We start from the raw sequence: 26,527 nt of genomic DNA, 5'->3' as shown, positions 1-26,527 counted from the left end.
ATGTTTACTGCATCTATGTTGCCACTCTCATCGCAAACTCAGGCGGATTTAGCCCATTTTCAGTTGGCACAAAGCTATCTGCAAAAAATCCTGTTGTCATCCGTGTATGACATAGCGAAAGTGACGCCGCTTTCCAGCATGAACAAGTTATCGGCGCGTTTGGGTTGTCAGGTATTTTTGAAGCGCGAAGATATGCAGCCAGTGCATTCCTTCAAGTTACGCGGTGCCTATAACCGTATCGCCCAGCTGACGAAAGAAGAATGTCAGCGCGGTGTGGTGTGTGCTTCAGCAGGCAATCATGCTCAGGGTGTGGCGATGTCAGCGGCGAGTCGCGGTGTGGATGCTGTGATTGTGATGCCTGAGACGACGCCCGATATTAAAGTCGATGCGGTGCGCCGTTTAGGTGGCAACGTGGTATTGCACGGCCAAGCCTTCGATCAAGCCAATGGTTTTGCGATGGCGATGGCCAAAGAAGAGGGCCGAGTCTATATCGCGCCCTTCGATGATGAAGCGGTGATCGCAGGCCAAGGCACTATCGCCCAAGAGATGTTGCAGCAGCAGCGCGATCTTGAAGTGGTATTTGTGCCCGTGGGCGGTGGCGGTTTAATCGCGGGTATCGCAGCCTATTACAAGGCGGTGATGCCGCAGGTGAAAATTGTCGGCGTCGAGCCAGAAGATGCCGCTTGTTTAAAGGCGGCGATGGAAGCGGGCGAGCCGGTGACGCTGGCGCAAGTCGGTTTATTTGCCGATGGCGTGGCGGTTAAACGTATCGGCACTGAGCCGTTTCGAGTCGCGAAACTTTATGTCGATGAAGTAGTGACTGTCACTTCGGATGAAATCTGCGCTGCGGTGAAAGATATCTTCGAAGACACCCGTGCGATCGCCGAACCCGCAGGGGCCTTGTCCTTAGCTGGGCTTAAAAAATATATCAGCGCTAATGCCCATGGTGATTGCGGCAATGGTGAGAAGGTCGCCGCGATTTTAAGTGGCGCGAATGTGAATTTCCACAGTCTGCGTTATGTGTCGGAACGCTGCGAACTCGGTGAGCAGAAAGAAGCGGTACTGGCGGTGAAAGTCCCTGAGCGTCCTGGAAGTTTCTTAACATTCTGTGAGTTGCTCGATAAGCGGGTGATGACAGAGTTTAACTATCGTTTCAGTAGTCGTGATCTTGCCGTGGTGTTTGCCGGCATTCGCTTAAGCCGAGGCCAAGGTGAGCTAGAACAAATCATTGCCACCTTAGAGACCAATGGTTTTGAAGTGCAGGATTTATCCGGCGATGAAACCGCGAAATTGCATGTGCGTTATATGGTCGGTGGTCATCCACCAGAGCCTTTAGAGGAGCGTTTGTTTAGCTTCGAGTTTCCTGAACATCCCGGTGCGCTGCTGAAGTTTTTAACTACCTTGCAGAGTAAATGGAACATTAGTCTGTTCCATTATCGTAACCACGGCGCGGCCTTTGGCCGAGTGCTGGCGGGATTTGAAGTACCCGCGAGTGATGCCTTGCCGTTCCAACAGTTTTTAACTGAACTGGGTTTTGTCTATCAAGAGGAAACTCAAAGCCCTGCCTATCAGCTGTTTTTAAATGCGGGTAACGGCAACAAGGCGTTACAACCTTAGCTCACCATGCGCGTGATAGTTATGTTAGTCATAACTAAGGCTAAAGGAGGAGCGCACAGGCGCTCCTTTTTGTGGTAGTTTTGTAGACTTAATACTCTAGCCGCCGATTAGCGCGCCACAGTTAAGTCGCTGACTTAATCCGCTGACGATTGGCTAACGAATAATAACTAGACTTCGACCTACACCTACACGCATTAAGGAGACATGATGTTACCAGCACCGCGTTTTACCGCTTTTAATCCTCCTCGCCGTATTTTAATGGGCCCTGGCCCGTCGGATGTTTATCCCGAAGTGCTTGCGGCGCAGTCCAGACCTACGGTTGGCCACTTAGATCCGCTGTTTGTGGGCATGATGGATGAGCTTAAGAGTCTGATCCAATACGCCTTCCAAACTAAAAACGAAATGACCATGGCGGTATCAGCGCCGGGCAGTGCGGGCATGGAAACCTGTTTCGTTAACTTAGTCGAGCCGGGTGAGAAGGTGATTGTCTGCCGTAACGGTGTGTTTGGTGAGCGTATGCGCCAAAACGTCGAGCGTATGGGCGCCATTGCCGTGCTGGTGGACAATGAGTGGGGCACACCTGTTGATCCTGCTGCGGTTGAAGCGGCACTGAAAGCCAATCCCGATGCCAAATTTTTAGCCTTTGTGCACGCCGAAACCTCAACTGGCGCCTTGTCCGATGCCAAAACTCTGTGCGCATTAGCCAAAACCTATGGTTGTTTGAGCATAGTTGATGCGGTGACTTCCCTTGGCGGCGTTGAGTTAAGAGTCGATGAATGGGGCATAGATGCTATTTATTCTGGCAGCCAAAAGTGTCTCTCCTGTGTACCGGGTTTATCGCCTGTGTCTTTCTCGCCTGCTGCCGTCGAAAAACTCAAGAATCGCAAGACCCCAGTGCAAAGTTGGTTCCTCGATCAAAGCTTAGTGATGGCCTATTGGACCAGCGCGGGCGGCAAGCGCAGTTACCATCACACTGCGCCAGTGAATGCGCTTTATGCACTGCATGAATCCCTGCGTATTTTAGCGGCCGAAGGCTTAGAGAATGCGTGGCAACGCCATCATGACATGCACTTAGTGCTGCGTGCTGGGCTGGAAAAGTTAGGGCTAAATTTTGTGGTGGCCGAAGATTCGCGTCTGCCACAACTTAACGCAGTTTACATCCCCGCTGGAGTCGATGATGCCGCGGTGCGGACTCGTTTGCTCAAAGATTACAATCTCGAAATCGGCGCCGGCCTTGGCGCCCTTGCGGGCAAAGCATGGCGCATTGGCCTCATGGGTTTTGGTGCCCGTCGCGAAAATGTCGCCTTATGCCTCAAGGCATTAGAAGAGGTGTTGAACTAATATGCCAAGATTACGCCTTGCCTTTTGCGGGCTAATGATCGCTTTGCTCAGTGCCTGCTCGGTGAATAATACGAGCAATGTCTCCTGCGATTTTGTGCGCGGAACCAACAATAATCAAAGCATGCGCGACGCGAGCGGCCACGATACGGGCAGCGCCGATGAGCGGCAAAAAGATGTCGGTATCGGCTTCTTGAATGTCATCTTCGGCGGCATCAGCCGAGCACTTTCTTCCGATGATTCATCGGATGGAAAGTGTTTGTAACTTAGTTAGTTTTAGTGGTTTTGATTAAACGAAAATCCCCGAAATGCGGGGATTTTTTAATTTTGTTAATAAAGTCGCTTTTGGCAGCAGGTAATATTGATTTAGCACTGTCATTCCACTGACTCGCCGACTTTAGTTTAAAAAATAAGTTGACCCTATCGGCCCTACGGCGGTATCTGCTGTATATGGCTAGATTTATAACAAGACTAGAATGTCGCAATCATATGGATGTGAATGAGCGAGCATGTAGCCAATGGTCACTTCCACGACAGTGCTTAATCCCGTTAAACCCTTGGTATGCCTGATAGTCTGTTATTTATAATTATGCATTCCGAGAATTTAATACCGAGAATTTAACAATGGGTGGCTCGTTAAGCTTTTTTGACTTGCGGAGGAATATTATGGCTAGCAACAGAGTAAAACGATGTTTTAAATAAATTTAAGTTTGCGCTAATGCTTTCTTAGAGACATTAAACTTTTAACCTATTACATGGTAGTGATTTTGAGTACAAATCTACAGCCATTTTTTATTGTGCAATCAGATCCTGATGGTAAGGGAATACCGTATTTTATGGATAAACATTGGACTCCTGAGCTACCTGACTATGAGTTTTATGACTCACCACCATGTGAGGTTGATTTTTTAAATGCTTATTCTCTTAAAGCAAAAACATATCAACTGAATGGTGATTATTTGGTTGATGAAAATTTAGTTTCTAATGAAATGTTATACTTGTGTGAAAAATTAAAGGTTAAGTGTATTCGTATTCCTGTCGATATTAACTTGCATCAAGGATTTCGTCTGCAGAAAAAGTACTTTTTATTTTTTCCACTAAGTTATTTGTCTATCTTAGATAAGGATGAGTCCACTTATACTATCTCGATTGACTTAGATTCTGGAAAATTGAACACGCAAGAGGAACGTGGGTTAAAGAAGACATATTATGAGTCTATAGATAAATTTAAAATAAAGAATAATGTTCGTGAACATTTATTCTTTTGTAACGAGATAGCGGCTTCTGTATGTTCTATTCAGTTTAAAAACGAGTACGAGGCTCTTGGTTTGATGGGTGTGGTTTTTAAGGAAATAAATGATAATTATCAGTATTCTGCATGGGACTGAGTGCCTCATAAAATGATAATGTTGAAGCTAAGTACAAGGAGTGAATAATGGACTGGATTGAGTTAGAAGAAAAATGCTTTGAAATTACATACGATACAATCAAGATGTTATTGTTAGAAAATAAAGATGAGGCATTCTATGCGGTATCTCTTTACACTGACAGTAGTGCCATGTCAGCATCATTAAGTGCTAGCTCTGAGGGTAAGCTTAAAAGCATTCTCGCTGCTGAAGAAGATCAGAGCATAGAGTGTGAACATTACTATAGATGGGCAGTATCTGAGTGGTTTTATGACGGATATAATGCGGGAGCCTTCTGCAAAATAAGTAAGATGCTTCGAGAGGACTCATCTCGAGAAATAAACTTTGAAAATTTTAAAAATGAACTAATTAAGACATTATCAAATGTACTAATCAGAATAAAAAGAGAACTGTCTCTTGAGCTAAATTCGACAGTGTGTTTTGTTTCAATTACTGACGATGATGAGTCTGAGGGAATAGAAAACTCTTCTGCAAAATTAATAAACGATACACCACTTTTAATGGCATTTATTTCAAGATTTGACTAATTAACTGTACAGGTTTATCTATTAAAATAGAAGCTAAGTATCTTTTTGAAAAGATGACAAAGATGAAAAATATAGGACAAACGCATCTTTTCTTCATGGCGATTATTCTAAATCTTGATTCAAAAGATATGACTGCTGAGATGGTCACCTTTGTCTGGACTTCGGTTTGGGTAGTTCAGGCTATCAGAATGTACGGCAGTTTATGGGATTAAGCACTGGCATGTAAGTGACTGTTGGCGGCATGGTCGCTCATTCACATCCATGTGATCGCGACATTTGCACTTCCGTATGCAGCAGATGCCGTCGTCGAGCCCGCAGGGATGACTTATTTTTAAACCAAAGTTGGCGCGTCACTGGAATGACAGTGCTAATCGCAACTCACTAAATATGCACAGGACAATCAGCCTTCGCTTTTTGCTAATTGACATATAATGTCATCCCGCTATTATGGCAGCACCTCAGATTACACGAACAAGATCCTATAAATGAAAAAGTTATTTATTATGCTGGCGATGATTTTTGCGGTTAGCTTAGTTACTAGCCCAGTCGTTGAAGCGAAAAAATTCGGCGGTAGTAAATCTATCGGCAAAAGCCATCAAACGGCTCCGGCTCAACCAGTGGCGACCAACACACCGACTACGGCGCCAGCGGGAGCACCGGGCAAAAAAGGTATGATGGGCGGCATGTTAGGCGGTTTATTAGCAGGTGGCTTATTGGCTGCGCTGTTTATGGGCGGTGGTTTTGAAAATATTCAAATCATGGATATTTTGATTATCGGTTTGCTGGCATTCGTGCTATTCAAAATCGTCCGTACTGTGATGGCCTCAAAAGCGGGGGCGCAGCAAAGACCAGCCTATGCGGGTGCTGGCCAACCCAATCCGAATATGCAGCGTCAACAGACTGAACAAACAGGTTTTGCCACCAATGCAAACAGCGGCAGCAATGGTTTTGGCCAAGCGACAAGCGCAGTTCCCTTCGATTTGCCTGCCGGTTTTGATTTACCCGGCTTTTTGGAAGGCGCTCGCAGTCATTACAAAACCCTGCAATTGGCGTGGAATGAAAACGATCTAAGCAAAATCCAAGAGTATGTTTCTATTGATCTTTACAATGAACTCAGCAACCAACGTCGCGAGTTAGTTGGCGATCAGCACACAGAAGTGATGTTTTTGGATGCAGAACTGGTCCGCGCCACGCACAATGCCAATCTTGCGGAAGTGAGTGTTAAATTTAGCGGCCGCTACCGCGATACTGTTGAAGGCGTAGAAGAGGACATTAAGGAAATCTGGCATTTGGAGCGTAACGTAACACAAGCCAACTCACCTTGGTTAATTGTGGGTATCGAACAGTAATCAGCCCAGTGTTTAAAGCAGCCTTAATCTCTTAAGGCTGCTGTTTACATCCCCTTTCGTTTCAATCCAGCCTTCCCTCAGTAGTTCAACGTTATTGATTGAAAAAGCGCTTATCATTACTTTGACTGTTTTACTGGCTAGACAGTCGTTGCGTGACGAGTTGTAATTAAGTTACTTACTATGAGGGCTATTATTTATAGATTGTATTTTATAGCGCTAATTTTTCGTTAAGTTGAGGTGCTAATATATGGAGAAATAAGGTGGAGGCCAAAATCAGTTAAACCTTGTACTATTCCTAATTGAATTACAAATACTACTAATGTAAAAGTTAAACCTTTACCAAAGGATAGTTGAAAAATCTTGCTGTAAACTACTGATATTGCAATATATGTCACAATTAGTCCAAACAATCCTTTGATGGCAATAACTATTGTAAATGCTAGTATTGTTCCAATCGAAACGGCTAAACCACAATGTATAATAGTTTTATTTTCTGCTTCAAATAATTCAGCTCCAATTTTTACTGGAACAATCGTTATTAATATCAAGATGATCCACGCTAGCATAATAAAATCCATTTTATATGAAAATCTATTACAAAATTAATCTGCAACGTTTAAAGGCAATAAATTTCAATTGCTCTCATTGAGGGCTGATTATACTTATACAAAAATAAAGTGCTATACCTTATGTGTTTTTTAAGGTGGTTGGCATTATATATTTAAACAGAATAAAAGGGGGGGGCTTAGTTTTTTGATTGTGAGCTAACAATCCCCGAATTCAGCGTGGATTGTTAGCTTTTGGAAAGAGGTTATACAAATTGTCTGATGGCTATGGCGATAATCAGCACTGGGCAAATATACTTCACATACTTTGGCCAAATGCGCCAGAAAAGTCCTGTGCTATCGACACCTTCTTGCCCACGAATTACCTTGAGCAGCTGGGTTTGGCGCCAAATCCAACCTAAGTAAACCGCAATACCGAGGGCGACCAGCGGCTGGGCGATTTGGGTGGTCAGCATTATAGTGAAACTAAATAGCGTCTCAAAAAATACCGCCAGTAATAAGGATAATGAGGTCAACAATAGGCCGATGATCAAGGTGGCGCGTTGACGGCTGAGTCCGAACTTTTGCATCACATAACTCGTCGGCACTTCGGCGATGGATATGGCCGAGGTTAAACCTGCGATGATCAGCAGAATAAAGAAAATCACGCTGATGATGAGGTTGGCCGTATCGCCTAAGGTCGAAAATAACGCGGGTAAGACAGTAAACACCAATGCATCCGAATCGAGTAATTTGCCCTCAGCGTTAAAAATCTGCACGCCATTGTGCTGGGCGACATACATGGCTGGGATGATTAAAAAGGCGGCGAGAAAGGCGATACCGCTGTCGGTAAAGGCAACCCAGACGGTCAGCTTGGCAATATTCTCTTTTTGGCTCAGATAACTGCCGTACACCATCATGGCACCTGTGCCTATGGTAAGGGAGAAGAAGGTTTGTCCGAGCGCGCTGATCAAGGTATCTGGCGCCAGTGCCTTGGTAAAGTTAGGTGTTAGTAGCGCGCTTATCCCTTCGCTCGCACCATTTAGGGTGAAGATATACGCCACGCCCGCGATCAGCATGATCAGTAATAACGGCATTAAGCGTTTCGACCATTTTTCTATGCCTTCTTGCACGCCTTGCAGTAATACCAGAAACACCAGCGTGCTGAAGATCAGTGTAAACACCAGATTACGTGACAGCGAAAAATCCACTAGCCAAGCGGCGGTATCATTCGAGCCAAAGGCTGTGGCGATTGGCGCGATGGCAAAGCTGACAAACCAGCCAGAGAGAATACTGTAGAAGGTATAAATCAATCCCGCTGTCACTATGGAAAGCAAACCTATGGTCTTGCCTAAACCGCGGGTGAGCGAGTTGAAGCCGAGTTTGCCCATGGCATCGGCGGGGTTGGTTTGCCCGTGGCGACCTATCATGAGTTCGGCCATCAGCATGGGAATGCCTAGGATGAAAATCAGCACTAGGTACACAAGTAGAAAGGCGCCGCCACCATGGGTGGCCGCTTGGGTGGGGAATCCCCAAATATTGCCGACGCCAACGGCGCTACCTGCGGCCGCCATGATAAAACCTAAGCGTGAGCTGAAGTGGTTAGTTGAACTTGTATTGGCCGATTGCATTGTGCCTCCCGTAAAAAGAAGGCGTATCTTAGGCGGATAAATTAGGATTTCAACGCAATTTTAGTGCGTTAATTTGGTGTTAATTGGCAATAATTTATCGGTTTTTGGCTATAAGTTAATGTTGTGTGCCGCTTATCTGTTTTGTGCGAGATTTTATTGCTATCAGGTGCGACTGATGGTCGAGATTTGGCGAATCATTGCGATGATAAAAATTCATTGAATTGTGATCTTATGGTCAAAAAATACCGTATGGCAGATGTCTAATGGCTATTTTGTGCTATGACTGTTACTTGTGCCTCTGTCTTGTTTGCGGTGTTTGCCGTGACTGTTGGCTTATGCTTGAATGTTGACGTGCCCTAAGGGAATGGCCGTGTGGTCCTTAACCTTTTTGAGGACAAAGCTGGAATGCACCCCTGCGATATGCACGTTGGTCGTGAGTTTATCTAACAGGAAAGTGCGAAAGTGCGCCATATCTTGTACTAGCACTTTAAGTTGGTAGTCGGCCTCTGAGCCCGTGATCAGCGCGCATTCTTGGACTTCTTCGTAGGCGAGTGCATTGGTTTCAAATTGATTGAGAATCGCCGGCGTATGTTTCTCCATTCGAACATGGATATACGCGGTCAAATGCAGGTTGAACTTATCCGCCGACAGACGCGTTGCATAATCGGCAATATAACCCGCTTCTTCTAAGGCTTTAACACGGCGCGAGCAAGGAGATGGCGATAGTCCGACTTTATTGGCCAGTTCGAGATTCGATAATCTGCCGTGGGTTTGCAGTAAGCGCAGAATCGTTAAATCGAGTTGATCGAGTTTGTAGGGGTGAGTGTCTGTCATCGAAAGCTTAGGGTTAACTGAGTCAGCCTCTAGTTTGCCAGTCTTAGCGGACTTTGCCAAAAATCTTGATCAAATGAGACATTTTAAGGTTGTGACAGTGATAACGGATAGAGATTTTGGGAGTCGCGCTGTTTTGAACTCCCGTTATTTACCGCTATTGTTATGATACTAATAAGAGTGAGACACTGTATGCGCTTGAGTTTGTTGTTAATCTGCTTATTCATATTACCGACTTATGCATTTTCTGCATCGTTAACCATTGGTAGCGCTCTAAATCGACCGCCTTATATTATCGAAGATGCTGAATCAGGGCTTGAGATCGATATTATTAAGGCCGCGTTTAAGGAAATGGGGCAGCCAGTCAACTTCAAATTCTACTCTCGTAAACGCCAAGTTTTATATTTCAATAAAGATCGATTAGATGCTGTAATGACGATGAACCCTGCAAATGGCGTCGATGGTTATTGGTCTAATGATTATGTTGAATATACCAATGTGGCGATCAGTTTGTCCGAACAACACCTTGAAATAACACGTATTGTGGATCTTAAAAAGTACAGTGTCGCCGCTTTTGAAAATGCTCGCTTCTTACTTGGCCCTGAGTTTAATGCCGTAGCGCAACAGACTATTTATCGTGAAGTCGATAGCCAATTAAGCCAGAACCGTATGTTGTACTTAGGTCGCATTAATACTGTGATTGCCGATCGTTATATATTCGCTCAACTGAATAAGTTCGTTGAGGATGATGTTGATACCCAGCAAGCATTAAGCTACCACTTTATTTTCCCCCCAACATCCTATCGAATGGTGTTCCACAACTCAGTGGCGCGGGATACTTTCAATCAAGGGCTCGCTAGAATTAAGGCCAATGGGATTTATCAGGCTCTAGTGGCAAAATACTTAGGCAGTGCTTAGCAATGCCTAAGTATTTAACTTCATAGTGTTTGAAGCTATCGTATTTGAGTCGACAGCCAAATCGAGACGCTGAATTAACAGCGTTAGCGTTCAGATCCTTTAGCAAACGCATGGGAGAGTGGACGCAACTTACTGACAAAAAACACGCTACATCCGCTGATGATGGCGGCTAAAAAGGTTGAAAACAGCACATCCTGCGGCCAATGCATGCCAAGCAGCATACGGCTTAATCCCATCAAAAATCCCCAGCTCCATAACGCCATGACTAAGCTAGGTAATCCAGCGAGTAGCAAATAGTAGCTGGCGGTAAGCACTAGCGTCACAGCAAAAATGGTATGTCCCGAAGGAAAAGAATAGCCGATTTCATCTTCCCAATGCTGATGGATCCGTGAGTCGAGTTTCAAGGCGGGTTCTGCAGCGATCAAGCCATCGAGTGCATTGGCAATTGTCTTTGAACGTGACTGTTTATCCAATTGATAAAAGGCATCGAGTGAAAGCGGTTCATGCTTAGGCAGTGTTTGTTCTGCTAGAAAAACGAGATTAGGTCTGGGTTCTTTAAAATAAGATTTGAGGGTGTGACTTAAGCCTAAACTGATAACTTGGCTGAGGCTGATGGCAAAGAATAAACTTATAAAGAGTGGTTTAGGCATATGACGATAGGCGATCGCCAATACAAACAAGACTGTTGCGACGCCATAGGGCGCTGTGCCCGTCATGGTAATCCAATATAAGGTTTTGGCTAAGGTAGAGTGCAGATCGATCAGTGGAAACAGCTGATTCTGTGTCAGTAATAGTAAGCCCGGAATGGTTGCCAACAGTATCCAAGCTAAACCTAAACGGCGTAAAAGATAGACGCTATGGGTCAAAATATAAGCCTCTTCATAAAACGCCATAGGCTACAACGCGGCAATGGTTTTGCCAATAAAAAAATCCCGACAGCAAAAGATGGCGCTGTCGGGGGTCTTCAAGGGTGGATCGGTAGGGCGCTATTGCGCCGTGTTCTTAGGGTGATGCCTAGTCACGAACATCAAAATCAACAGTACGACTAACAGTAAACCTGAACCCATCAATAGGGCGTAATCTTCCAGTTGCAGTATCGAGTACAGCACTGCATATAAACTCACCAGCATAATGCCCACTAATGCACCGCGCTTAATACTTGCTGTGGCACTCCCTACATAAGCCGATACCGACAGCACGGGAATACAGGCGGCAATTAAATAGGCATGCAAGAAGGCTAGATGCTCAGATAGCGAGAGTAGTAGCAAATAGAACAAGGCCATGGCGCTGCCGACTAACACATATTGAATCGTGCTTAGGCTGGTTTTTTGTCCAATTTCGAAGATAAACAACATGATAAAAGTCAGCACGATAAACAATAGGCCGTATTTTACCGAGCGATCAATCTTGCCGTAGTGAGTCACTGGTTCGAATAAAATCGCATTAGCCGACACTTCAGTCAGAGTCGATTGATTACTCTTAATAAACTCTTGTGGATAGTTACGGGTTAAGTGGCTGATATTCCAACTTGCAGTAAAGCCTTGCGCGTTGATGTCCCGTTCTGCGGGTAATAATCCCTTAAAGCTTGGATGCGGCCAGTCGGCGCGAATATTGATTAGCGTTTGCTCGCCTAGTGGCAATGCGCTGATAGACTGAGAGCCGCGTAGTGTCATGGCAAAATCCACACTAAAATCACTCGCTTCGCTGACTTGGATCTTTTGATTAAAGCCTTTTTCTAAACCGCCAGTGGTTAACCCCGTGCCCGACATCAGCGAGCCAGAGAGTAAGGTCGATTCACCGGTGATTTCAATTTTTTCTACTTTATCAATTGCTTGATTCGATGACACCCCAAAGACTAACCGGGCATTTTTGTTATCGAAGGCGATAAGGTTAGGAATATCATAACGGTTAAGGCTGAATTCGGCCTGACCTTGTAGAGCTGCGTTATACACCAGCGATTGATAAATGCCACGGGTGCGAAAATCATGTTTTAGGTCTAAGTCGAGGGTGAGCTTTTTCGGTAGGATCACTAGCTCATCTTGATAGGTACGCTTCACTTCATGGCGAGTTTTACCGTCGTTACTGACTTCTTCTTGCAACACAAAATAGCTGTAAGGGATCACTAGCGCAGGACCTGAGAGGGTTTGCTGCTCACCCCATGAACGGCCGATTTCATCGACAACGCTGTGGTAAAGGGCTTGGCGATCAGAAGTCATATCCATAATGATCCCCAGCGGGATCAAAGCGAGGATTGACAGTATGCCAATGGTTAAGGCTTTTAATAAGGTGGTGTTTTTTAATGCAGTTCCTTTTGCGGTGGCTACTGCCAACGGTTCTTGTGCTGACATATCGATTCCTTGACTTCGATTAAATTTTTTTGAGGAGTGCGCGCACCACTAAATAGGCTGCGCTACCAAATAAGGCCAAACTAAGTAGGGTGAGTACCCAGAAAATAATGCTGAACATTGAATTTCATTCCCTATGAAATACGACCGAGACTTATCCGCTAAGATTGTGCAGAGTTAACTTGGTATCACGGCGGGTATTAAAACAGATTTTCTTACAAAAGTTGCGGGCAAGTTGCTGATCAATAGTGGCAACATTATGGCGATTGCCGCTAAACCTATACTCATTATTCAAGTTTATGAATCTGATAGTGGGGTGTCTTTGCTAAATTTGGGGTGTTTTTTCTCGTAGTCATTTTCTTTTTTAATATGCTTGAGCAGTGCTTCGAAGCTTTGCTTAAAGACATCAAGTTCTGCGGAATAGACTACGGCATGGTGGGAAAACCAGTGGTGTTTTTCTCGATCACGATTACTGTAATCGGGCCAAATACGCAGCTCATACTCATCACCCATGACGACAATGACATAGGCAATGGCGCCATTGCTAAAGATGATACATTGGGGCAGGTACACCAGCTCTTCGCCTTTAAATAACTCATACTCTATCGCTTCGGTGCGCCAACTCACTATCGGTAGCGGCGCCTCGATAGAGCAACCAATCGACTGATGCTGATTAAACAGTACCGCGTTAATGTCATCTATTGAAAAGGGCTGGTGATCGCCATTTTTAGCAGCAAGTGAATACAAGATATTCATTAAAAATGGCAGCTTAGTGCCATTACCTGTTTTGCGGCCGCAGAGTTGTGCTTGGCGATAGTAGATATTCATCATCAATCCTTAATGAAGAGCCTATGCCAGATAGGCTCTATTTCGAGTCGTGAAATTAACGGGTAGGTAAACCGATAGCCGTTAAGGTATAAATGGCTTATGTTATCCGAAGATACTGCCTAGTGAGTAGAGTTGTGCGCACATTTCACAAACCTACTCATTGAATCGTGTGCTAAATACTTTTATTTTCAGTTTGTTATATTTTTTGCTCTGGTTTGGTATTTGCTTGTCGTTGAATTTGGAGAATCGATGTCTAATCCCTTTTCACCCCGCGAGTGGCTGCAATTAAATATGCAGCAGCAAGGATTATTGCAACCATATACCTCTGTCACCGAGGCAATTTCACGTCTCAGTTATGTACAAATTGACTCTATCAACGTGGTTGAGCGAGCGCATCATCATGTGCTGCATAGTCGTATGCCAGAATATCAGCCAAAGATGCTCGATATGGCTTTAGCCAAAGGAGAGATCTTCGAATATTGGTCCCATGCGGCAGCTTATTTACCTATTGCCGATTACCGTTTTAGTTTGCAGCGTAAACAGCAGCTGCAAAATGGCGGTAAGCATTGGTTTGAGCCCGACGATAAAATAATGCAGGAAGTGCGGGCGCGAATCCTCGCAGAAGGGCCACTCAAGGCCAGTGATTTTGAACATAGTGAAGCTAAAAACGGTACCTGGTGGGATTGGAAACCCGCGAAAAAAGCCCTAGAGCAGCTCTTTATGCGTGGTGAGTTGATGGTGGTGCGGCGGGAGAAATTTCAAAAGGTTTACGATCTTACCGCGCGTGTGTTGCCACAAGATGTAAATGCCAAAGCACCGACAGATAGTGAATTTACCCGCTATCTAATTGATCGTTATCTTGATGCCCACGCCTTCGGTACTGCGGCGCAAATGGCTTATTTACGCAAAGGTATGAAATCAGCTGTAGCCCAAGAATTGGCAGAGTTGTTAGCTCACGGGCTATTAGCGTGTTTTAAGGCTGCGGGCCAAAGCTACTTTTATCGCCCTTCATTACAGCTAAATGCACCATTACCTAATAAAGTGTGGCTGCTTAATCCCTTCGATAATTTATTGATCCAACGGCAAAGGTTAAAGCAATGGTTTGATTTTGATTATCAAATCGAAGTCTATGTCCCAGCCGAAAAGCGTCAGTATGGTTATTATTCTTTAGCAATTCTGTGGCGCGACACTTTTGTTGGCCGCGTGGATGTTAAAGCCGATCGTCAAGCTAACCTATTGCTATTACAGCAATTGATTTTAGAAGAGGGCGTGATGGTGAATGGATTAGATGAGGATTTCTGTGCGGCCTTTGATATCGCAGTCAGTGAATATGCTCGTTTCAATGGTTGTGACCGCTGGAAGTTAGTTAAGGCTAACCATAAAGGCCTTAAGCAAAAGTATGCTCGCCAACAAAAGCTTTAATTATTTGTCTCTTTAGTTGGAGCATCCATAAAGCGAAAGCAGCCATACAGTAAGATTAGATACAGCAGTGGCAACGCAGCAATGACTAAAGATGAAGAAGTCGCAGTGCTATCGCTCGTAATGCGATAACAGGGGATATACACGGCGGGATAAATTAGGCTTCCCCATAGAAAACACTGATTCATCAATCGATAGATAAAAGCGGGTTTAATGCTTGATTGACTGGCCAGTCCCATCAAACTGGCGAGAAGCACACCAGGATAAGTGAGTAGCGGCAGGCCACCAAGCAACAATAATCCCCAAAGAAGATAGTCCTGATAGTGTGTGCTGATTGTGACATCCATTGTAGCTTCATTCCTTGATTGTTCGACGCTAAAGCATTAAGTCTGTTTATGCTCTGGTTGCAGCGGTGGCTTTACTGCCAGCCCTTGCTGCATCTTAAGCCAAAAGCTTTGCTGACATAGATTGCTAAAGGATTTTTGCTGCGGCGAAATCGCAATATGAGCTGTTACAACCCGATAGCTGAGCCAATAATCTTCACAAACCATGTCTGACTCATAAGCTTGTTTATCTTGCTCGCTTAGCTTGCTAATCACAACCCCGTTATCGAAGTGATAAAGCGTTATGGACTCACAAATCTCCACATTATCATCGTGATAGGTTTGCTGCTCGTTTGATTGGCTTACCACGTAGACAGGGCTTGGATAGCCTTCAATAGCAAGGATATAGCTGGCGAGTTGTTGCATTATTTCCCCAAGTGACTCAATGCTTGAAGTGTTAAAAACAAAAAGCACAGCTGCGCTATCGCTAACTGTGCTCTTTCAAACATGCATGATAAGTTAGCCCGCTGCGTTGAGCTTTTTTTCTAACTCATTGACTTGAGCTTGTAGGGCTTCTAATTTTTCGCGGGTTTTCAGTAGTACATGTTGCTGCACATCAAATTCTTCACGGGAAACCATATCCAACTTGAGCAATTGATTTTGCAGTACTTGCTTACTGCGCTCTTCAAATTCACCGGCAAATTGCTTTAGACCGCTGGGCAAACTTTCGCTCAATTGTTTCGCCATTTCTTCGATTTTCTTTGGATTGATCATAATCTTGTCCGCCTCTTTACTGAATAGCTCGATTGTAACTCAGTACGTTAGCTTTCAAAAGTAAAGCAGACGCGTGAACACTTTAGTTGGCTGTTGTTGGGGTTTATATCACGGAGAGGCTTATCTACAGAGTTGAGTTCTGCTCAACCTAAGCGGGGATTTGTTAGCCTTAAAACTGTCGATTCTGCTATGATCCCATCCCTTTCTGTCGACTTGTTTGGATATTGCGCAAAGATGAAACTCAATCCCGCCCAAAACGATGCTGTTCATTATGTTTCAGGCCCTTGCCTAGTATTGGCGGGTGCGGGTAGTGGTAAAACGCGCGTAATTATCAATAAAATCGCTTACTTGGTCGAAAAATGTGGCTATAAGGCGCGTAATATCGCGGCGGTGACCTTTACCAATAAGGCTGCCCGCGAGATGAAAGAGCGGGTCGCTCAGTCGATGGGCCGCAAGGAAGCCAGAGGTCTGTGGATTTCAACCTTCCATACTTTAGGGCTTGAGATCATTAAACGCGAGCATAAGGTCTTAGGTTTAAAACCGGGTTTTTCGCTGTTTGACGATCAAGATACCTTGGCACTGCTCAAAGAGTTAACCCAAGACGAGTTGGATGAAGATAAAGATTTACTCAAAGCGCTCGCCAGTACGATTTCAAACTGGAAGGGTGGCTTAATTATTCCCGATCAGGCGCGCAAAATCGCTAAAGATGAGCAACAGCACTTATTTGCTATGTTGTATCAGCGTTATGCTCAACATATGAAAGCCTATAACGCTTTAGATTTTGACGATTTGATCCTGATGCCAACCCTATTGTTGCGGCACCATGAAGAAGTGCGGACGCGCTGGCAAACCAAGATCCAATATTTGCTGGTGGACGAATATCAAGATACTAATACCAGCCAATATGAAATGGTAAAGCTGTTAGTGGGTGATCGGGCACGCTTTACTGTGGTGGGGGACGACGATCAGTCTATCTATTCATGGCGCGGTGCTAAGCCACAAAATCTCGTGTTATTGGGTAAAGATTTTCCGCAGCTTAAGCTGATTAAGCTTGAGCAGAACTACCGATCTAGTCAGCGGATCCTACGGGCTGCGAACATTCTTATCGCTAATAACCCCCATGTTTACGATAAAGCCCTGTTTAGCGAGCTTGCCTATGGTGAACCGTTGCGGGTGCTGTTTGCCGCCAATGAGGAGCAAGAGGCTGAACGTGTCGTGGCCGAGATAGTTCGACATAAGTTTGTCGGCCGTACTCAGTTTGGCGATTATGCGATTTTGTATCGGGGTAACCATCAATCACGGTTACTCGAACGCGCACTGATGACGAACCGTATTCCTTATAAATTGAGTGGTGGTACGTCATTTTTTGCTCGTGCTGAAATTAAAGACATTATGGGCTATCTAAAGCTCGTGGTGAATCCCGATGACGATAATGCTTTCCTGCGCATCGTTAATTTGCCTAAACGTGGCATAGGTCCATCAACCTTAGAGCGTTTAGGTAATTTTGCCAACGAGAAGCATATTTCTATGTTTGCGGCGATTTTTGAGCCTGAACTGAATCATCATTTACCGCCTGCGGCTATGTCATCTTTGTATCAGTTTGGTCGTTTTATCGTGGAGACAGGGGATCATGCCGAACGTGGTGAACCCGTCGAGGCGGTGAAGCATTTGATCCGTAAGATCAATTACGAAGATTACTTATACGAAACCAGCACCAGTGCCAAGGCCGCTGAAATGCGGATGAAGAATATCTCAGAGCTTTACCGTTGGGTGACTGAGATGCTCGCGGGTGATGAGTTAGATGAGCCTATGACCTTGCCAGAGGTGGTGACTCGATTGACGCTCAGGGACATGATGGAGCGTAATAGTGAGGATGAAGGGGGTGATCAGGTGCAGTTGATGACCTTGCATGCTTCTAAGGGCTTAGAGTTTCCCTTCGTGTTTATGGTTGGAGTAGAAGAGCGTATCTTGCCCCATCAAACCAGCATAGACGAAGATAACGTCGATGAGGAGCGTCGGTTGGCGTATGTGGGTATCACTCGAGCTCAACGAGAGCTTTGGTTCACCCTCTGCCGCGAAAGGCGCCAATTTGGTGAAACCATGCGTTGTGAACCAAGCCGTTTCTTACTTGAGTTACCTCAAGATGATGTGGTGTGGGAAAATCGTAAGCCACAACAAACGGAGCAGGAGCGGATGCAAACGGGGCGGGCAAATATTTCTAGCTTAAGAGATATGTTTAAAAAATAGTGAGCGGTTTCGCTTACTATTCTTTTAAATCAGCTACTTATTTTTTACTAGGCATATTCGAGCTGAGCACATATCTGTGGTTGGGTTTCACATAAGGTAAAAGTGTCGGCTAAAGTAGCCCCCTGGCCCAGCTGATAACCCAGTTCACTGAAGATACGTTTTTGTTCAGGGTTATCAATGCCATCGACAAAGGTTTGAAGCTCTAAGGTTGATGCCGTTTTTTGATAGGCTGACATTAACTTAAGCTGTTGCTCGCCTTGTATTTGTTTGGTGAGGTTGGCATCGAGTTTTAAGCCTTTTATCGGCAGAAACAATAAGCTATTTAAGGCACTATAGCCGCTACCGTATTGGCTGATGCCGAGTTTTACCCCGAGTTTCTGCAACAATTCAAAGCCATTGATATGATTTTCAGTTTCCTGCACTAGGGCTTTTTCATTGAAGAATAACCACAAATGGCTCAGGTTTAACTGGGTTTGCTTGAGAGTGTTTTTCAAACTGCGCAGTACATGCTTATGCTTGAGATGTTGGCTCGAAAGCATGACATGTAATTCAACAGATTCATCATATTGCTTGAGGAGTTGGGGATAGCTGCTATCTATGATGTTGATCGTATATTTATCGAGCTCAACGGTAAGGTGTGACTGTTCAGCAAGCGTGCTAAGTTGTTCCTGCTGTAAGAGCCCACGCTGCGGATGTTGCCAGAACAGGCGGCTTTCTAATGCATGCACTTGACCTGTTTTAAAATTGACTACTGGTAAGTAACTAAGCTGGATTTCAGCATGGTGTAATGCATGTCTAAATTCAGTTTCTAACTCGACATCCTGCATGGCCTGATGTTGGGCGTTATCATCAAAAATAACATAGCAGCCTTTACCATTGGCTTTCGCCTGATACATGGCAGTATCTGCATTACGTAACATAGATTCACTGGTATCAATTCTGTGCTTGCCACTGATGGTGATACCGATACTGGCTCCAGAACTAAATTCCATTGTGCCAAGTCGATAGGGCTGGGATATTTTTTGGATCACTCTTTCTGATATATCTTTCGCGTCGTTGATGTTGTTAATGCTATCGAGCAGTATCACAAACTCATCGCCACCGAGTCGCGCTAAGGTGTCATTATCACGAATGCAGGACTTGAGGCGGCTTGCCGTCTCAATTAAGAATTTATCGCCCTCTAGGTGTCCCATAGTGTCGTTAATCTGTTTGAAGCGGTCGAGGTCGATAAACAGTAGGGCAAACTGTTCTAAGCTATGGCGACGAACATGCTTGATCGCTTGAGATAAACGCTCCATAAACATAGCGCGATTAGGCAGGCCTGTAAGTGCATCATGTTTGGCATCGTGAACTAGCTTGGCTTCCATACTACGGCGTTGTTGAATTTCTTTCTCAAGACTTTTATTGAGTTCGGCTAACGCTTTGGTACGATCAATAACCTTTTCTTCTAGCTCTTCATAACTGCGTTGTAAGGACTCTGCGGACAGCTTTTTCTCGATAGCCGAGCCTATATGCTGTGATACAAATGTCAGTAATTCTAAGTCTTTAACTTGGTAATTCTGTGTCATGCTAAAACTGTAAATCGTTAACGCACCACGAACTTGATCATGGATAAAAAGCGGGATTCCGATCCACTGATGCATGGTTTGAGTATGATTTAACGCTGGCGCTTGGGAATACAGCTCACCAGAGGCAATTAATGCATTGATACTGCTTTGATCTAGCAGTAGTGGGCGCTTATGTTTGAGCACATATTCGGTTAAGCCGTCTTGTAGCGGCCGAGTGCCTGGGTGCTTATTGGCTAATTGCGATACATAAAAAGGAAACGTGAGATGGGTTTCTGTGTCGTCTAATAGGGCGATATAGCAGTTATTAGCCGGAATTAAATGTCGAATAACATTATGCAATTGGGTATAAAAGTCTGGGTTGTCTGCACTGGAACTTGCTAGCTCGGCGATTTCGAACAGTGATTTTTGTAAGCGTTCAGCTCTACGCCGTTCATAGACTTCTAGTTTTAACTTATCGTAGGCTTGGCTGAGTTCTTTTGTTCTTTGCTGGATAGCTTGTTCTAATTGTTCTTGATGTTTTAGCCGTTCCATGACCCCAGCAATATGGTGACAAATGAACGTCATTAACTCGAGTTCGATTTCACCATAACTGATGTTTGTGTCATAGGTTTGCACCACTAACACACCCGTTACTATGTCATCTTGTTTGATGGGCACGCCCAGCCACAGATGACAGGGAGAACCTAAATTAACAATTTCTCCAGCGGCAATCAGTTCATTGACTGTGTCATTGTTACACAACAACGCTTTCCCAGTTCTGAGTACGTAGCCTGTTAATCCTTGCTGTAATAATGTAGATAGTGATTGTTCAGGATAAAGCTCCGCTGGATGGGCATCTTTTTCATCAGCGAAAAAGGGGATGGCGAGTTCACCTGTGTGAGTATCCAGGGTTGAAATAAAAAAATTATCAGCGGGAATGAGCTGTTTTAGATGGCTATGTACGCCTACATAGAATTCTTCGAGTGAAGAAGCATGAGTCGCAATATTTGATATTTCGAGTAATGCGTTTTGAATGATCTCAGCATGCTTATATTTATGCGCTAATTGTTTTAAGCGAATAATTTTTTTGCGTAAGCGTTCAGTTTCACTCACACGCGGCTGGCCAGTTTCATCTTCATCCTTAAACATGATACTCACTAGTTAAATATATGTTTGCTTTTACCAAAGTCTATAATTAGCATGAAATACTGTAACATCCAAGTCATATTTTGGCTGCATTCCGCTTTAAAAGTCAGCTAATGTGATAAAACTTGAGCAGTCAGTAAAAAAAGTGCAAAACAGCTATAGACTCAAAGGGGATTTGACCCTAGTATATGCGGCGCTAACCAAGGCGAGCGCCCATAGCTCAGCTGGATAGAGCGCACCCCTCCGGAGGGTGAGGCCGAAGGTTCGAATCCTTTTGGGCGCACCACTTCCGAACAGAGTTGTGAGCTTTAAGGTTAGCAAAGTAAGTAAAAATCAGTGGTGATTGTAGCTCAGTTGGTAGAGTCCCGGATTGTGATTCCGGTTGTCGTGGGTTCGAGCCCCATCAGTCACCCCATTCATTTACTTTGATATAAAGATTTTTATTCTCGGTGATTAGCGCAGTCCGGTAGCGCATCTGGTTTGGGACCAGAGGGTCAGAGGTTCGAATCCTCTATCACCGACCAAATTCTTCGTGTGACTAGCGAGCTTAATGTAAGTTAAGTAAATAGTTAATGTTTTACGGTGATAAGCGCAGTCCTATAACGCATCCAGATGTTTTGGATGAAAGTGGACGAGAGGGTGAACCCTCTAAGCGTATGTAAATAATAGTGCAAAATTTACGGTGATTAGCGCAGTCCGGTAGCGCATCTGGTTTGGGACCAGAGGGTCAGAGGTTCGAATCCTCTATCACCGACCAAATAAGTAGAAAAGCCTCAGCATTCATTAATGAATACACTGAGGCTTTTTTGCATTGGCGAAATGGAACTACTCACTGACATTATCATGTTTGTTGTCGCTTGATAGCGCATCCTTAATGAGTATAGAAGTTGGCCACAGTTCTTATTTACACCTGGCAGACTTGCAGAGCAGAACTGTATCGGCATAGTCACTCAACCGTAGAAAAACAAAAAGCTCCTTACGGAGCTTTTTGTTTGCAAACATCACTTCTTAATAATACGGCTTAGTCAAGATTCACTGGCGGGGCGATAAAGCCTTGATAGGCATCTGTTCTAAGCTCGTTAAAACGTTCTAGCTGAGCTTTTTCTTGAATACCCGTCACTATGACTTGAATGTCCAATCCTTTTGCTACGTTGATTAGGGCGCGGCACAATTCGCTATTGTGGTGTGTCTCATCATAGTAGGCGAAGGATTGATCCAGCTTCACATAGCTAGGTCTTAATTCCTGTAGATAAGACATAGAGCCAAACTGACGACCAAAGTGGTCAATACCAAACTTAGCACCGTTATCGCGAATGATGTTACATAAGTGCTGGCATGACTTAAGATCACTATAAACACCAGCCTCAGGGATTTCGAAGCAGATGCGCTCAATAAATGTGGCATTTCGCAAAAATTGATTTAGCCACTCATGGAACTGAGGATCGTTAATACTTTGGTGGGTTAAGTTAATTGCGAGCGGTTCATAGCTCCGCTCGAGCAGTTTTTGCTCGTAGACAGTTTCAATTAAGCATTTATCGAGTAAGGCACCAAGTGATAATAACTCGATATACGGCATAAATTGCCCTGCATGAGCGAGTTGATCACCAAGCTCTAATTGGCAATACAATTCCCGTTGCGCTATGCCATCACCATCGCAAAATTGGATGGGTTGCCATCTAAACTTAAACTTCTTATTGCTGATAGCATGGCTGAGATTATCGCGCCATTGCTCGCGGGTGAATAATTGCTGCTCTGTGGTTTCAAACCAGTGGAAGGTTTTATTTTCTTGTAACGCTTTTTGAAGGGCATTGTCGGCTTGGGCCAAAATATCCGACACATTCATTTGCCCAATACGTTCCGCAATACCGATAGCAAAGTCTTCGTTGGGCTTACAGCCTGCTTTTGACATTTCTTGATTGATTGTACGGATAAGTGTTTGTAAATATTTACTGATCTGATCGTGTTCAACATCGGTCACTAAAAATGCAAATTCATAGGCGGCAATACGGCCTATGACCGAAGGTGTTATTTCGTTTAATTGCTGTTGAAACTTTTCTGCGAGGATCCGTATGGTTTCATCTCGAACTTGATAGCCATATTTACTGTGCACTTCTTCGAGCCAGTCGAGTTTGGCGAGGAATAAAGCACCGCTGCTAGGTTCACTTAACCAACCATTTAAACGACTTACTACATATTGGCGGTTAGGCAGGCCTGACGCCGGATCGACAAGATTCTTCTTACGTAACGCGCCAACCTCTTCGTCAAGAGAATGGAACACTTGTTTCAATTGAGCTGACATGCTGTTAAATGCAGTCACTAAGTCTTTTAATTCGGTTGTTTTAGGTAGTGCCATGTCTGGACCAAATTGGCGTGCTGCGATACTTTTCGCGTGTTCAGACAGGGTGTGGAGAGGTTTCAATATCCATGTTAAGCCTACTCTTGCTGTAAAAATAGCAACGAGAAAAAGTAGTGAGAAGGCGATGATGGTATTGGACATGATTCGCCATAGTTCATGATAACCAAAACCAGGATGAGCAGTGATTTCAAGCTGCGCTAGCTGCAGCCAACCCGAGGTGATAGTGCTTTGTTTTTTGATGGTTTTAAACAGATCTAGATTGATAAACCATTGAGGGACATCTTCAATTTTTAAAGGATTATTCCACTCTTGTTGCTTACCATCGACCATCCAAGTCAATTTTACATTTTGATAGTAACCACCTTCAAAAATAACATTCACTAAGGTTTCTGCCGCCGCGGTATCGCCGGCTTCGAGTGCTGGGGTAAGCATTAGACCGAGTGAAGTGCTGGCATTGTTTAGATCGGACTCCATTTGCTTTGTTAAAAAGCTTTGAGTCTCAGTGAATTGCACATAGCCAAGGCTTGCAACTACAAGCAAGAATAGGCTAAAAAGCAGCGAATAAATCTGTCTAAACAGTGTCATTTTTGGTGCTACTCCAGTTTTAATTTTGGTTGCCTAAGACGGTCAACACCTAATCTATGGTTAAGATCGTTCCATTTTTCTAATCGTTTTGAGGACCCTGCCAGTACGCCTCGACCTTGCTCTTTATTGAGCCATAACTGTTTACCATTAAAGCTATAAACAGGCAGTAGATCTTTTCTTTTTGTGGCGGGTTTTATTTCATGGTCAAGATTATCGAGCACTAAAGGAATTGATGATGGTGTTTCATAGTAAGCCAATACCATATGGTATTGATTAACCGTAGTGGCTTTAACCATAGTGATCCGCATCTTGTCCTCTTGAACACCAAGTTGGAGTAGGGTGAAGTATTTTGCGATCGAAAAGTCTTCGCAATCACCGCCATTCACACCAATAAACTCCATCGGCGTTGCCCAATAATTCGAGTCTCCCCATAATTTACTGTCATCCACAAAACGGAATAAATTAAAAAAGTTATTCACCTTCAATAACTTTTCTTTTTCATCTAGCGTACTCGCTTCCGATAACACTTTGAACCAAGCCCTTGCTCGCATTCCAGCACGTTCGCCGTAATGTTTTTCTAGGGTTGAAGTTATCTTCACTTCATCAAGGTTTTGTGTGGGGGCCGCATATAGGCAACATATGCCTAGGGCTGACGCTATTAGGCTAAAGCGGCAGACTCGCAATAATGAATCTTTATAATCAAGTCTGCCGTTCATAACCTAATGTGTTAGTCCTTTATTTTGAGTTGTCATCGACCGAGTAAATTGTCCATTTCATGTCTGCTGCCGTATCATCACCAGTGACTTCTGCAACAACACGACGGTTACGAATTTCTGCTTCCGGCGTCTGTTCTAAAACAATTGGGCGGCTAGAACCATATCCAATAGCAGTTAATCGACTTCTATCAATACTAAAGCGTTCAGCCAGTACAGCGGTGACAGCATTTGCACGTTCTTGAGATAATACTGTATTTCGTTCATCGGTTCCTGTGCGACTCGTGTGACCTTCGATAGTCACTTTGGTCGTTGGATACTGACGTAGAAAAATAGCCACCTCTTCAATTTGAGGATAGTACTCAGGCGCAATATAAGCAGAGTCATTCGGGAATAAAATATTTATTTCCTTTCGCTCGTTAATCGCTTTTATTTTGCCACAGCCATAGTTATCAATACCTGCCCCTTGGGCTGTGTCGTTGCAGCGTTCACGGGCTTCAATGACACCATCGCTATCTTTATCAGATAGATCATAGGTTTGAGTTGTGACCATTTCGTCAATATTAACCGTATCGCGCATCGAACAACCAGCTAAAAGAGTGACACTTAGAAAAAATGTGAGAGTTTTCATTTGTTAGCTCCTCCTTCATAATTGCGCTCTCCGCGCCACGCATCAGGTCTAGTGACTTTAAGTGAGTCTAATAATCGCCCTGTAGAATTGAGCACGCGATACTTAGCAATAACTTCATCATATTCAGCTTGTAAGTAGTCTTTACGCGCCTCGAAGAGCTCATTTTCGGTATCTAATAAGTCGAGTAGACTGCGTTGGCCTAAGTTGAACTGTTGTGCATAGGCTGTTTGAGTATCCTTTGCGGCCACGACATGATCGCGAATATATTGTTTTTGCGGCGCTAGCATTTCAAATGCGTTCCAAGCTAGGTTTACCCCTTCAACAACTTCACGTTGGGCACGTTGGCGGATTTCTTTCGCTTCACCTAACTTGTAAGCAGTTTCTTTTTCACGGGCAAGATCTTTACCACCCGCAAATAAGTTGTATCTCACCCTCACCATGGCGACGAGATCGTTACTATGACCACCCACATCACTGCGGAAAGCACCAGCACCTGATATTCCATCTTCGCCGCTAATATCGTTGTTCCAGTTACCATTCAGTTCTAAAGAAACCTGAGGATAGTAATTGGATTGTACTGAAGAGCGTTCATTTTCAGCGGCACTAATATCGTTTGCTGCAGATTTGAGTATGGGGTGATTCTCTTGCGCAACAATAATGCCAGAGCTAAGATCCTTTGGCAGCATGTCTGCATCTGGCACTGGTAATATTAAGTCTGTCGGAGCCGACGCTACAATTTTGACGTACTGTGCTTTTGCATCAAGTAAATTGTTGCGAGCAGAAATAACGTTAGCATTAGCACGCGCCAAACGTCCCGAGATTTGGGAGAGATCTGCGATTGAGCCTAAACCTGAGTCAGTACGTTGTTTAATCTGGTCATAAATTTCTTTATGGCTGTTAAGGTTTTTCTCGGCTAATTTTAACACTTCATCGGTGCGTAAATAGTTGAGATAGACTTTACTGACATCGAGTGCCATATCTTCAGCTGCAGCAAGCAGTGCCCATTGGTCTGCGCTAGCTTCAAAGCTATAACGATCAACTTCACTGCTGGTGTAGAAACCATCGAAAAGCATTTGTTTTATGCTAACACCAAACTCTCCGGGATTTAATTCAGCCACCCCTTTGCTATCGACTTCGCCGATATTGGGTCGTCTACGTGTCGATACGCTGTCGGTTTGTTCGTAACCGTAGCCACCATTGACATCAATAGTTGGCATATAGCCTGCTATCGCTTGATTAACTTGTTCTTCTCGCGCTTTAAAGCGGTTGAAGGCCACTCGTAAATCTGGGTTTGTATCTAGCGTATGTGCAACGGCTTGTTCTAACGTCTGACTTTGAGCCGATAAAGGTAACAGGATTAATGACAGCACTATGGCTATCTTTGAACATTGAAATTGTCGTATTGCTGAAGTCTTCATGACCAACCTCCC

At 44.3% G+C, this 26,527-nt stretch carries 22 protein-coding genes, 4 tRNA genes and 1 pseudogene; 13 read left to right on the top strand and 14 right to left on the bottom strand.

What is annotated here, in order from left to right:
• Positions 1 to 15: 15 nt before the first annotated feature.
• The 6 genes from ilvA (at position 16) to HQQ92_RS20290 (ending at position 6,258) form a co-directional block, all read left to right on the top strand.
• On the top strand, positions 16 to 1,617 hold the full coding sequence (ilvA, locus tag HQQ92_RS20320; RefSeq protein ID WP_173248740.1) for a threonine ammonia-lyase, biosynthetic: 1,602 nt from the start codon (positions 16 to 18) through the stop codon (positions 1,615 to 1,617).
• Positions 1,618 to 1,824: 207 nt separating this feature from the next.
• On the top strand, positions 1,825 to 2,958 hold the full coding sequence (locus tag HQQ92_RS20315) for an alanine--glyoxylate aminotransferase family protein (protein WP_173248002.1): 1,134 nt from the start codon (positions 1,825 to 1,827) through the stop codon (positions 2,956 to 2,958).
• 1 nt (position 2,959) lies between these two features.
• Positions 2,960 to 3,220 carry a hypothetical protein gene (locus HQQ92_RS20310; RefSeq protein WP_105250466.1) on the top strand — a complete coding sequence of 87 codons (261 nt, stop codon included), beginning with the start codon at positions 2,960 to 2,962 and terminating at the stop codon, positions 3,218 to 3,220.
• Between the two features lie 502 nt (positions 3,221 to 3,722).
• Positions 3,723 to 4,343: a hypothetical protein gene (locus HQQ92_RS20305; RefSeq protein ID WP_173248000.1), complete on the top strand. Its 621-nt coding sequence runs from the start codon at positions 3,723 to 3,725 to the stop codon at positions 4,341 to 4,343.
• Positions 4,344 to 4,390: 47 nt separating this feature from the next.
• Positions 4,391 to 4,909, top strand: a complete 519-nt coding sequence (locus HQQ92_RS20300; RefSeq protein ID WP_173247998.1) for a DUF4303 domain-containing protein — start codon at positions 4,391 to 4,393, stop codon at positions 4,907 to 4,909.
• Positions 4,910 to 5,394: 485 nt separating this feature from the next.
• A complete protein-coding gene (locus HQQ92_RS20290; protein ID WP_173247993.1) occupies positions 5,395 to 6,258 on the top strand; it encodes a Tim44 domain-containing protein in 864 nt (287 codons plus the stop codon).
• A gap of 227 nt (positions 6,259 to 6,485) precedes the next feature.
• Here HQQ92_RS20290 and HQQ92_RS20285 read toward each other — a convergent pair whose 3' ends face one another.
• From HQQ92_RS20285 to HQQ92_RS20275, 3 genes are all read right to left on the bottom strand, one after another.
• Complete coding sequence (locus HQQ92_RS20285; protein WP_173247990.1) at positions 6,486 to 6,824, bottom strand: hypothetical protein; 339 nt, start codon at positions 6,822 to 6,824, stop codon at positions 6,486 to 6,488.
• Positions 6,825 to 7,069: 245 nt separating this feature from the next.
• A complete protein-coding gene (locus HQQ92_RS20280; protein ID WP_173247988.1) occupies positions 7,070 to 8,434 on the bottom strand; it encodes a sodium-dependent transporter in 1,365 nt (454 codons plus the stop codon).
• A gap of 333 nt (positions 8,435 to 8,767) precedes the next feature.
• On the bottom strand, positions 8,768 to 9,268 hold the full coding sequence (locus HQQ92_RS20275; RefSeq protein ID WP_105253008.1) for an Lrp/AsnC family transcriptional regulator: 501 nt from the start codon (positions 9,266 to 9,268) through the stop codon (positions 8,768 to 8,770).
• A gap of 189 nt (positions 9,269 to 9,457) precedes the next feature.
• Between HQQ92_RS20275 and HQQ92_RS20270 the strand changes: the two genes are divergently transcribed.
• The gene (locus tag HQQ92_RS20270; RefSeq protein WP_173247986.1) at positions 9,458 to 10,183 is read left to right on the top strand and encodes an ABC transporter substrate-binding protein; all 726 of its coding nucleotides are present in this window, start codon (positions 9,458 to 9,460) and stop codon (positions 10,181 to 10,183) included.
• An 83-nt stretch (positions 10,184 to 10,266) separates the two neighbouring features.
• Here the strand turns inward: HQQ92_RS20270 and HQQ92_RS20265 are convergent, their stop codons facing one another.
• The 3 genes and pseudogenes from HQQ92_RS20265 to HQQ92_RS20255 form a co-directional block, all read right to left on the bottom strand.
• Positions 10,267 to 11,076, bottom strand: coding sequence for a phosphatase PAP2 family protein (locus HQQ92_RS20265; RefSeq protein WP_173247985.1), 810 nt, complete (start codon positions 11,074 to 11,076; stop codon positions 10,267 to 10,269).
• A gap of 93 nt (positions 11,077 to 11,169) precedes the next feature.
• Positions 11,170 to 12,649: pseudogene (creD, locus tag HQQ92_RS20260) on the bottom strand (cell envelope integrity protein CreD).
• A 176-nt stretch (positions 12,650 to 12,825) separates the two neighbouring features.
• On the bottom strand, positions 12,826 to 13,356 hold the full coding sequence (locus HQQ92_RS20255; protein ID WP_173248739.1) for a hypothetical protein: 531 nt from the start codon (positions 13,354 to 13,356) through the stop codon (positions 12,826 to 12,828).
• A gap of 249 nt (positions 13,357 to 13,605) precedes the next feature.
• Between HQQ92_RS20255 and HQQ92_RS20250 the strand changes: the two genes are divergently transcribed.
• On the top strand, positions 13,606 to 14,778 hold the full coding sequence (locus HQQ92_RS20250) for a winged helix-turn-helix domain-containing protein (RefSeq protein ID WP_173247983.1): 1,173 nt from the start codon (positions 13,606 to 13,608) through the stop codon (positions 14,776 to 14,778).
• Here the strand turns inward: HQQ92_RS20250 and HQQ92_RS20245 are convergent.
• From HQQ92_RS20245 to HQQ92_RS20235, 3 genes are all read right to left on the bottom strand, one after another.
• Complete coding sequence (locus HQQ92_RS20245) at positions 14,775 to 15,122, bottom strand: hypothetical protein (RefSeq protein ID WP_168825950.1); 348 nt, start codon at positions 15,120 to 15,122, stop codon at positions 14,775 to 14,777. The genes HQQ92_RS20250 and HQQ92_RS20245 overlap by 4 nt on opposite strands.
• A 36-nt stretch (positions 15,123 to 15,158) precedes the next feature.
• Positions 15,159 to 15,524, bottom strand: a complete 366-nt coding sequence (locus HQQ92_RS20240; RefSeq protein ID WP_173247981.1) for a hypothetical protein — start codon at positions 15,522 to 15,524, stop codon at positions 15,159 to 15,161.
• 93 nt (positions 15,525 to 15,617) lie between these two features.
• Positions 15,618 to 15,872 carry an accessory factor UbiK family protein gene (locus HQQ92_RS20235; RefSeq protein ID WP_006083441.1) on the bottom strand — a complete coding sequence of 85 codons (255 nt, stop codon included), beginning with the start codon at positions 15,870 to 15,872 and terminating at the stop codon, positions 15,618 to 15,620.
• A 234-nt stretch (positions 15,873 to 16,106) separates the two neighbouring features.
• On the opposite strand from HQQ92_RS20235, the gene rep reads away from it, so the two are divergent.
• Positions 16,107 to 18,119, top strand: a complete 2,013-nt coding sequence (gene rep / locus HQQ92_RS20230) for a DNA helicase Rep (protein WP_173247979.1) — start codon at positions 16,107 to 16,109, stop codon at positions 18,117 to 18,119.
• Positions 18,120 to 18,166: 47 nt separating this feature from the next.
• Here the strand turns inward: rep and HQQ92_RS20225 are convergent, their stop codons facing one another.
• A complete protein-coding gene (locus tag HQQ92_RS20225) occupies positions 18,167 to 20,815 on the bottom strand; it encodes a diguanylate cyclase domain-containing protein (RefSeq protein ID WP_173247977.1) in 2,649 nt (882 codons plus the stop codon).
• Positions 20,816 to 21,021: 206 nt separating this feature from the next.
• On the opposite strand from HQQ92_RS20225, the gene HQQ92_RS20220 reads away from it, so the two are divergent.
• The 4 genes from HQQ92_RS20220 (at position 21,022) to HQQ92_RS20205 (ending at position 21,569) form a co-directional block, all read left to right on the top strand.
• Positions 21,022 to 21,098, top strand: a tRNA-Arg gene (locus tag HQQ92_RS20220).
• A 53-nt stretch (positions 21,099 to 21,151) separates the two neighbouring features.
• Positions 21,152 to 21,227 (top strand) — tRNA-His (locus HQQ92_RS20215).
• A 32-nt stretch (positions 21,228 to 21,259) separates the two neighbouring features.
• Positions 21,260 to 21,336, top strand: a tRNA-Pro gene (locus HQQ92_RS20210).
• Between the two features lie 156 nt (positions 21,337 to 21,492).
• Positions 21,493 to 21,569: transfer RNA gene (locus HQQ92_RS20205), tRNA-Pro, on the top strand.
• Between the two features lie 264 nt (positions 21,570 to 21,833).
• Here the strand turns inward: HQQ92_RS20205 and HQQ92_RS20200 are convergent.
• Genes HQQ92_RS20200 through HQQ92_RS20185 form a run of 4 tightly spaced genes read right to left on the bottom strand, consistent with a single transcriptional unit; the run spans position 21,834 to position 26,515 of the window.
• Positions 21,834 to 23,753 (bottom strand): EAL domain-containing protein, encoded by a 1,920-nt coding sequence (locus HQQ92_RS20200; protein WP_105250451.1) that lies wholly within the window; start codon positions 23,751 to 23,753, stop codon positions 21,834 to 21,836.
• 8 nt (positions 23,754 to 23,761) lie between these two features.
• Complete coding sequence (locus HQQ92_RS20195; protein ID WP_105250450.1) at positions 23,762 to 24,469, bottom strand: transglutaminase-like cysteine peptidase; 708 nt, start codon at positions 24,467 to 24,469, stop codon at positions 23,762 to 23,764.
• Between the two features lie 19 nt (positions 24,470 to 24,488).
• Positions 24,489 to 25,097 carry an OmpA family protein gene (locus tag HQQ92_RS20190; protein ID WP_105250449.1) on the bottom strand — a complete coding sequence of 203 codons (609 nt, stop codon included), beginning with the start codon at positions 25,095 to 25,097 and terminating at the stop codon, positions 24,489 to 24,491.
• Positions 25,094 to 26,515 (bottom strand): TolC family outer membrane protein, encoded by a 1,422-nt coding sequence (locus tag HQQ92_RS20185; protein WP_173247975.1) that lies wholly within the window; start codon positions 26,513 to 26,515, stop codon positions 25,094 to 25,096. Before HQQ92_RS20185 ends, HQQ92_RS20190 begins: the two co-directional genes overlap by 4 nt.
• Positions 26,516 to 26,527 lie beyond the last annotated feature (12 nt).

Source organism: Shewanella sp. DC2-4, assembly GCF_013248875.1.
Lineage (GTDB): Bacteria > Pseudomonadota > Gammaproteobacteria > Enterobacterales > Shewanellaceae > Shewanella > Shewanella oncorhynchi.
The sequence above is the reverse complement of the archived record's forward strand: the minus strand, read 5'-3'. Positions and strand labels throughout refer to the sequence as shown.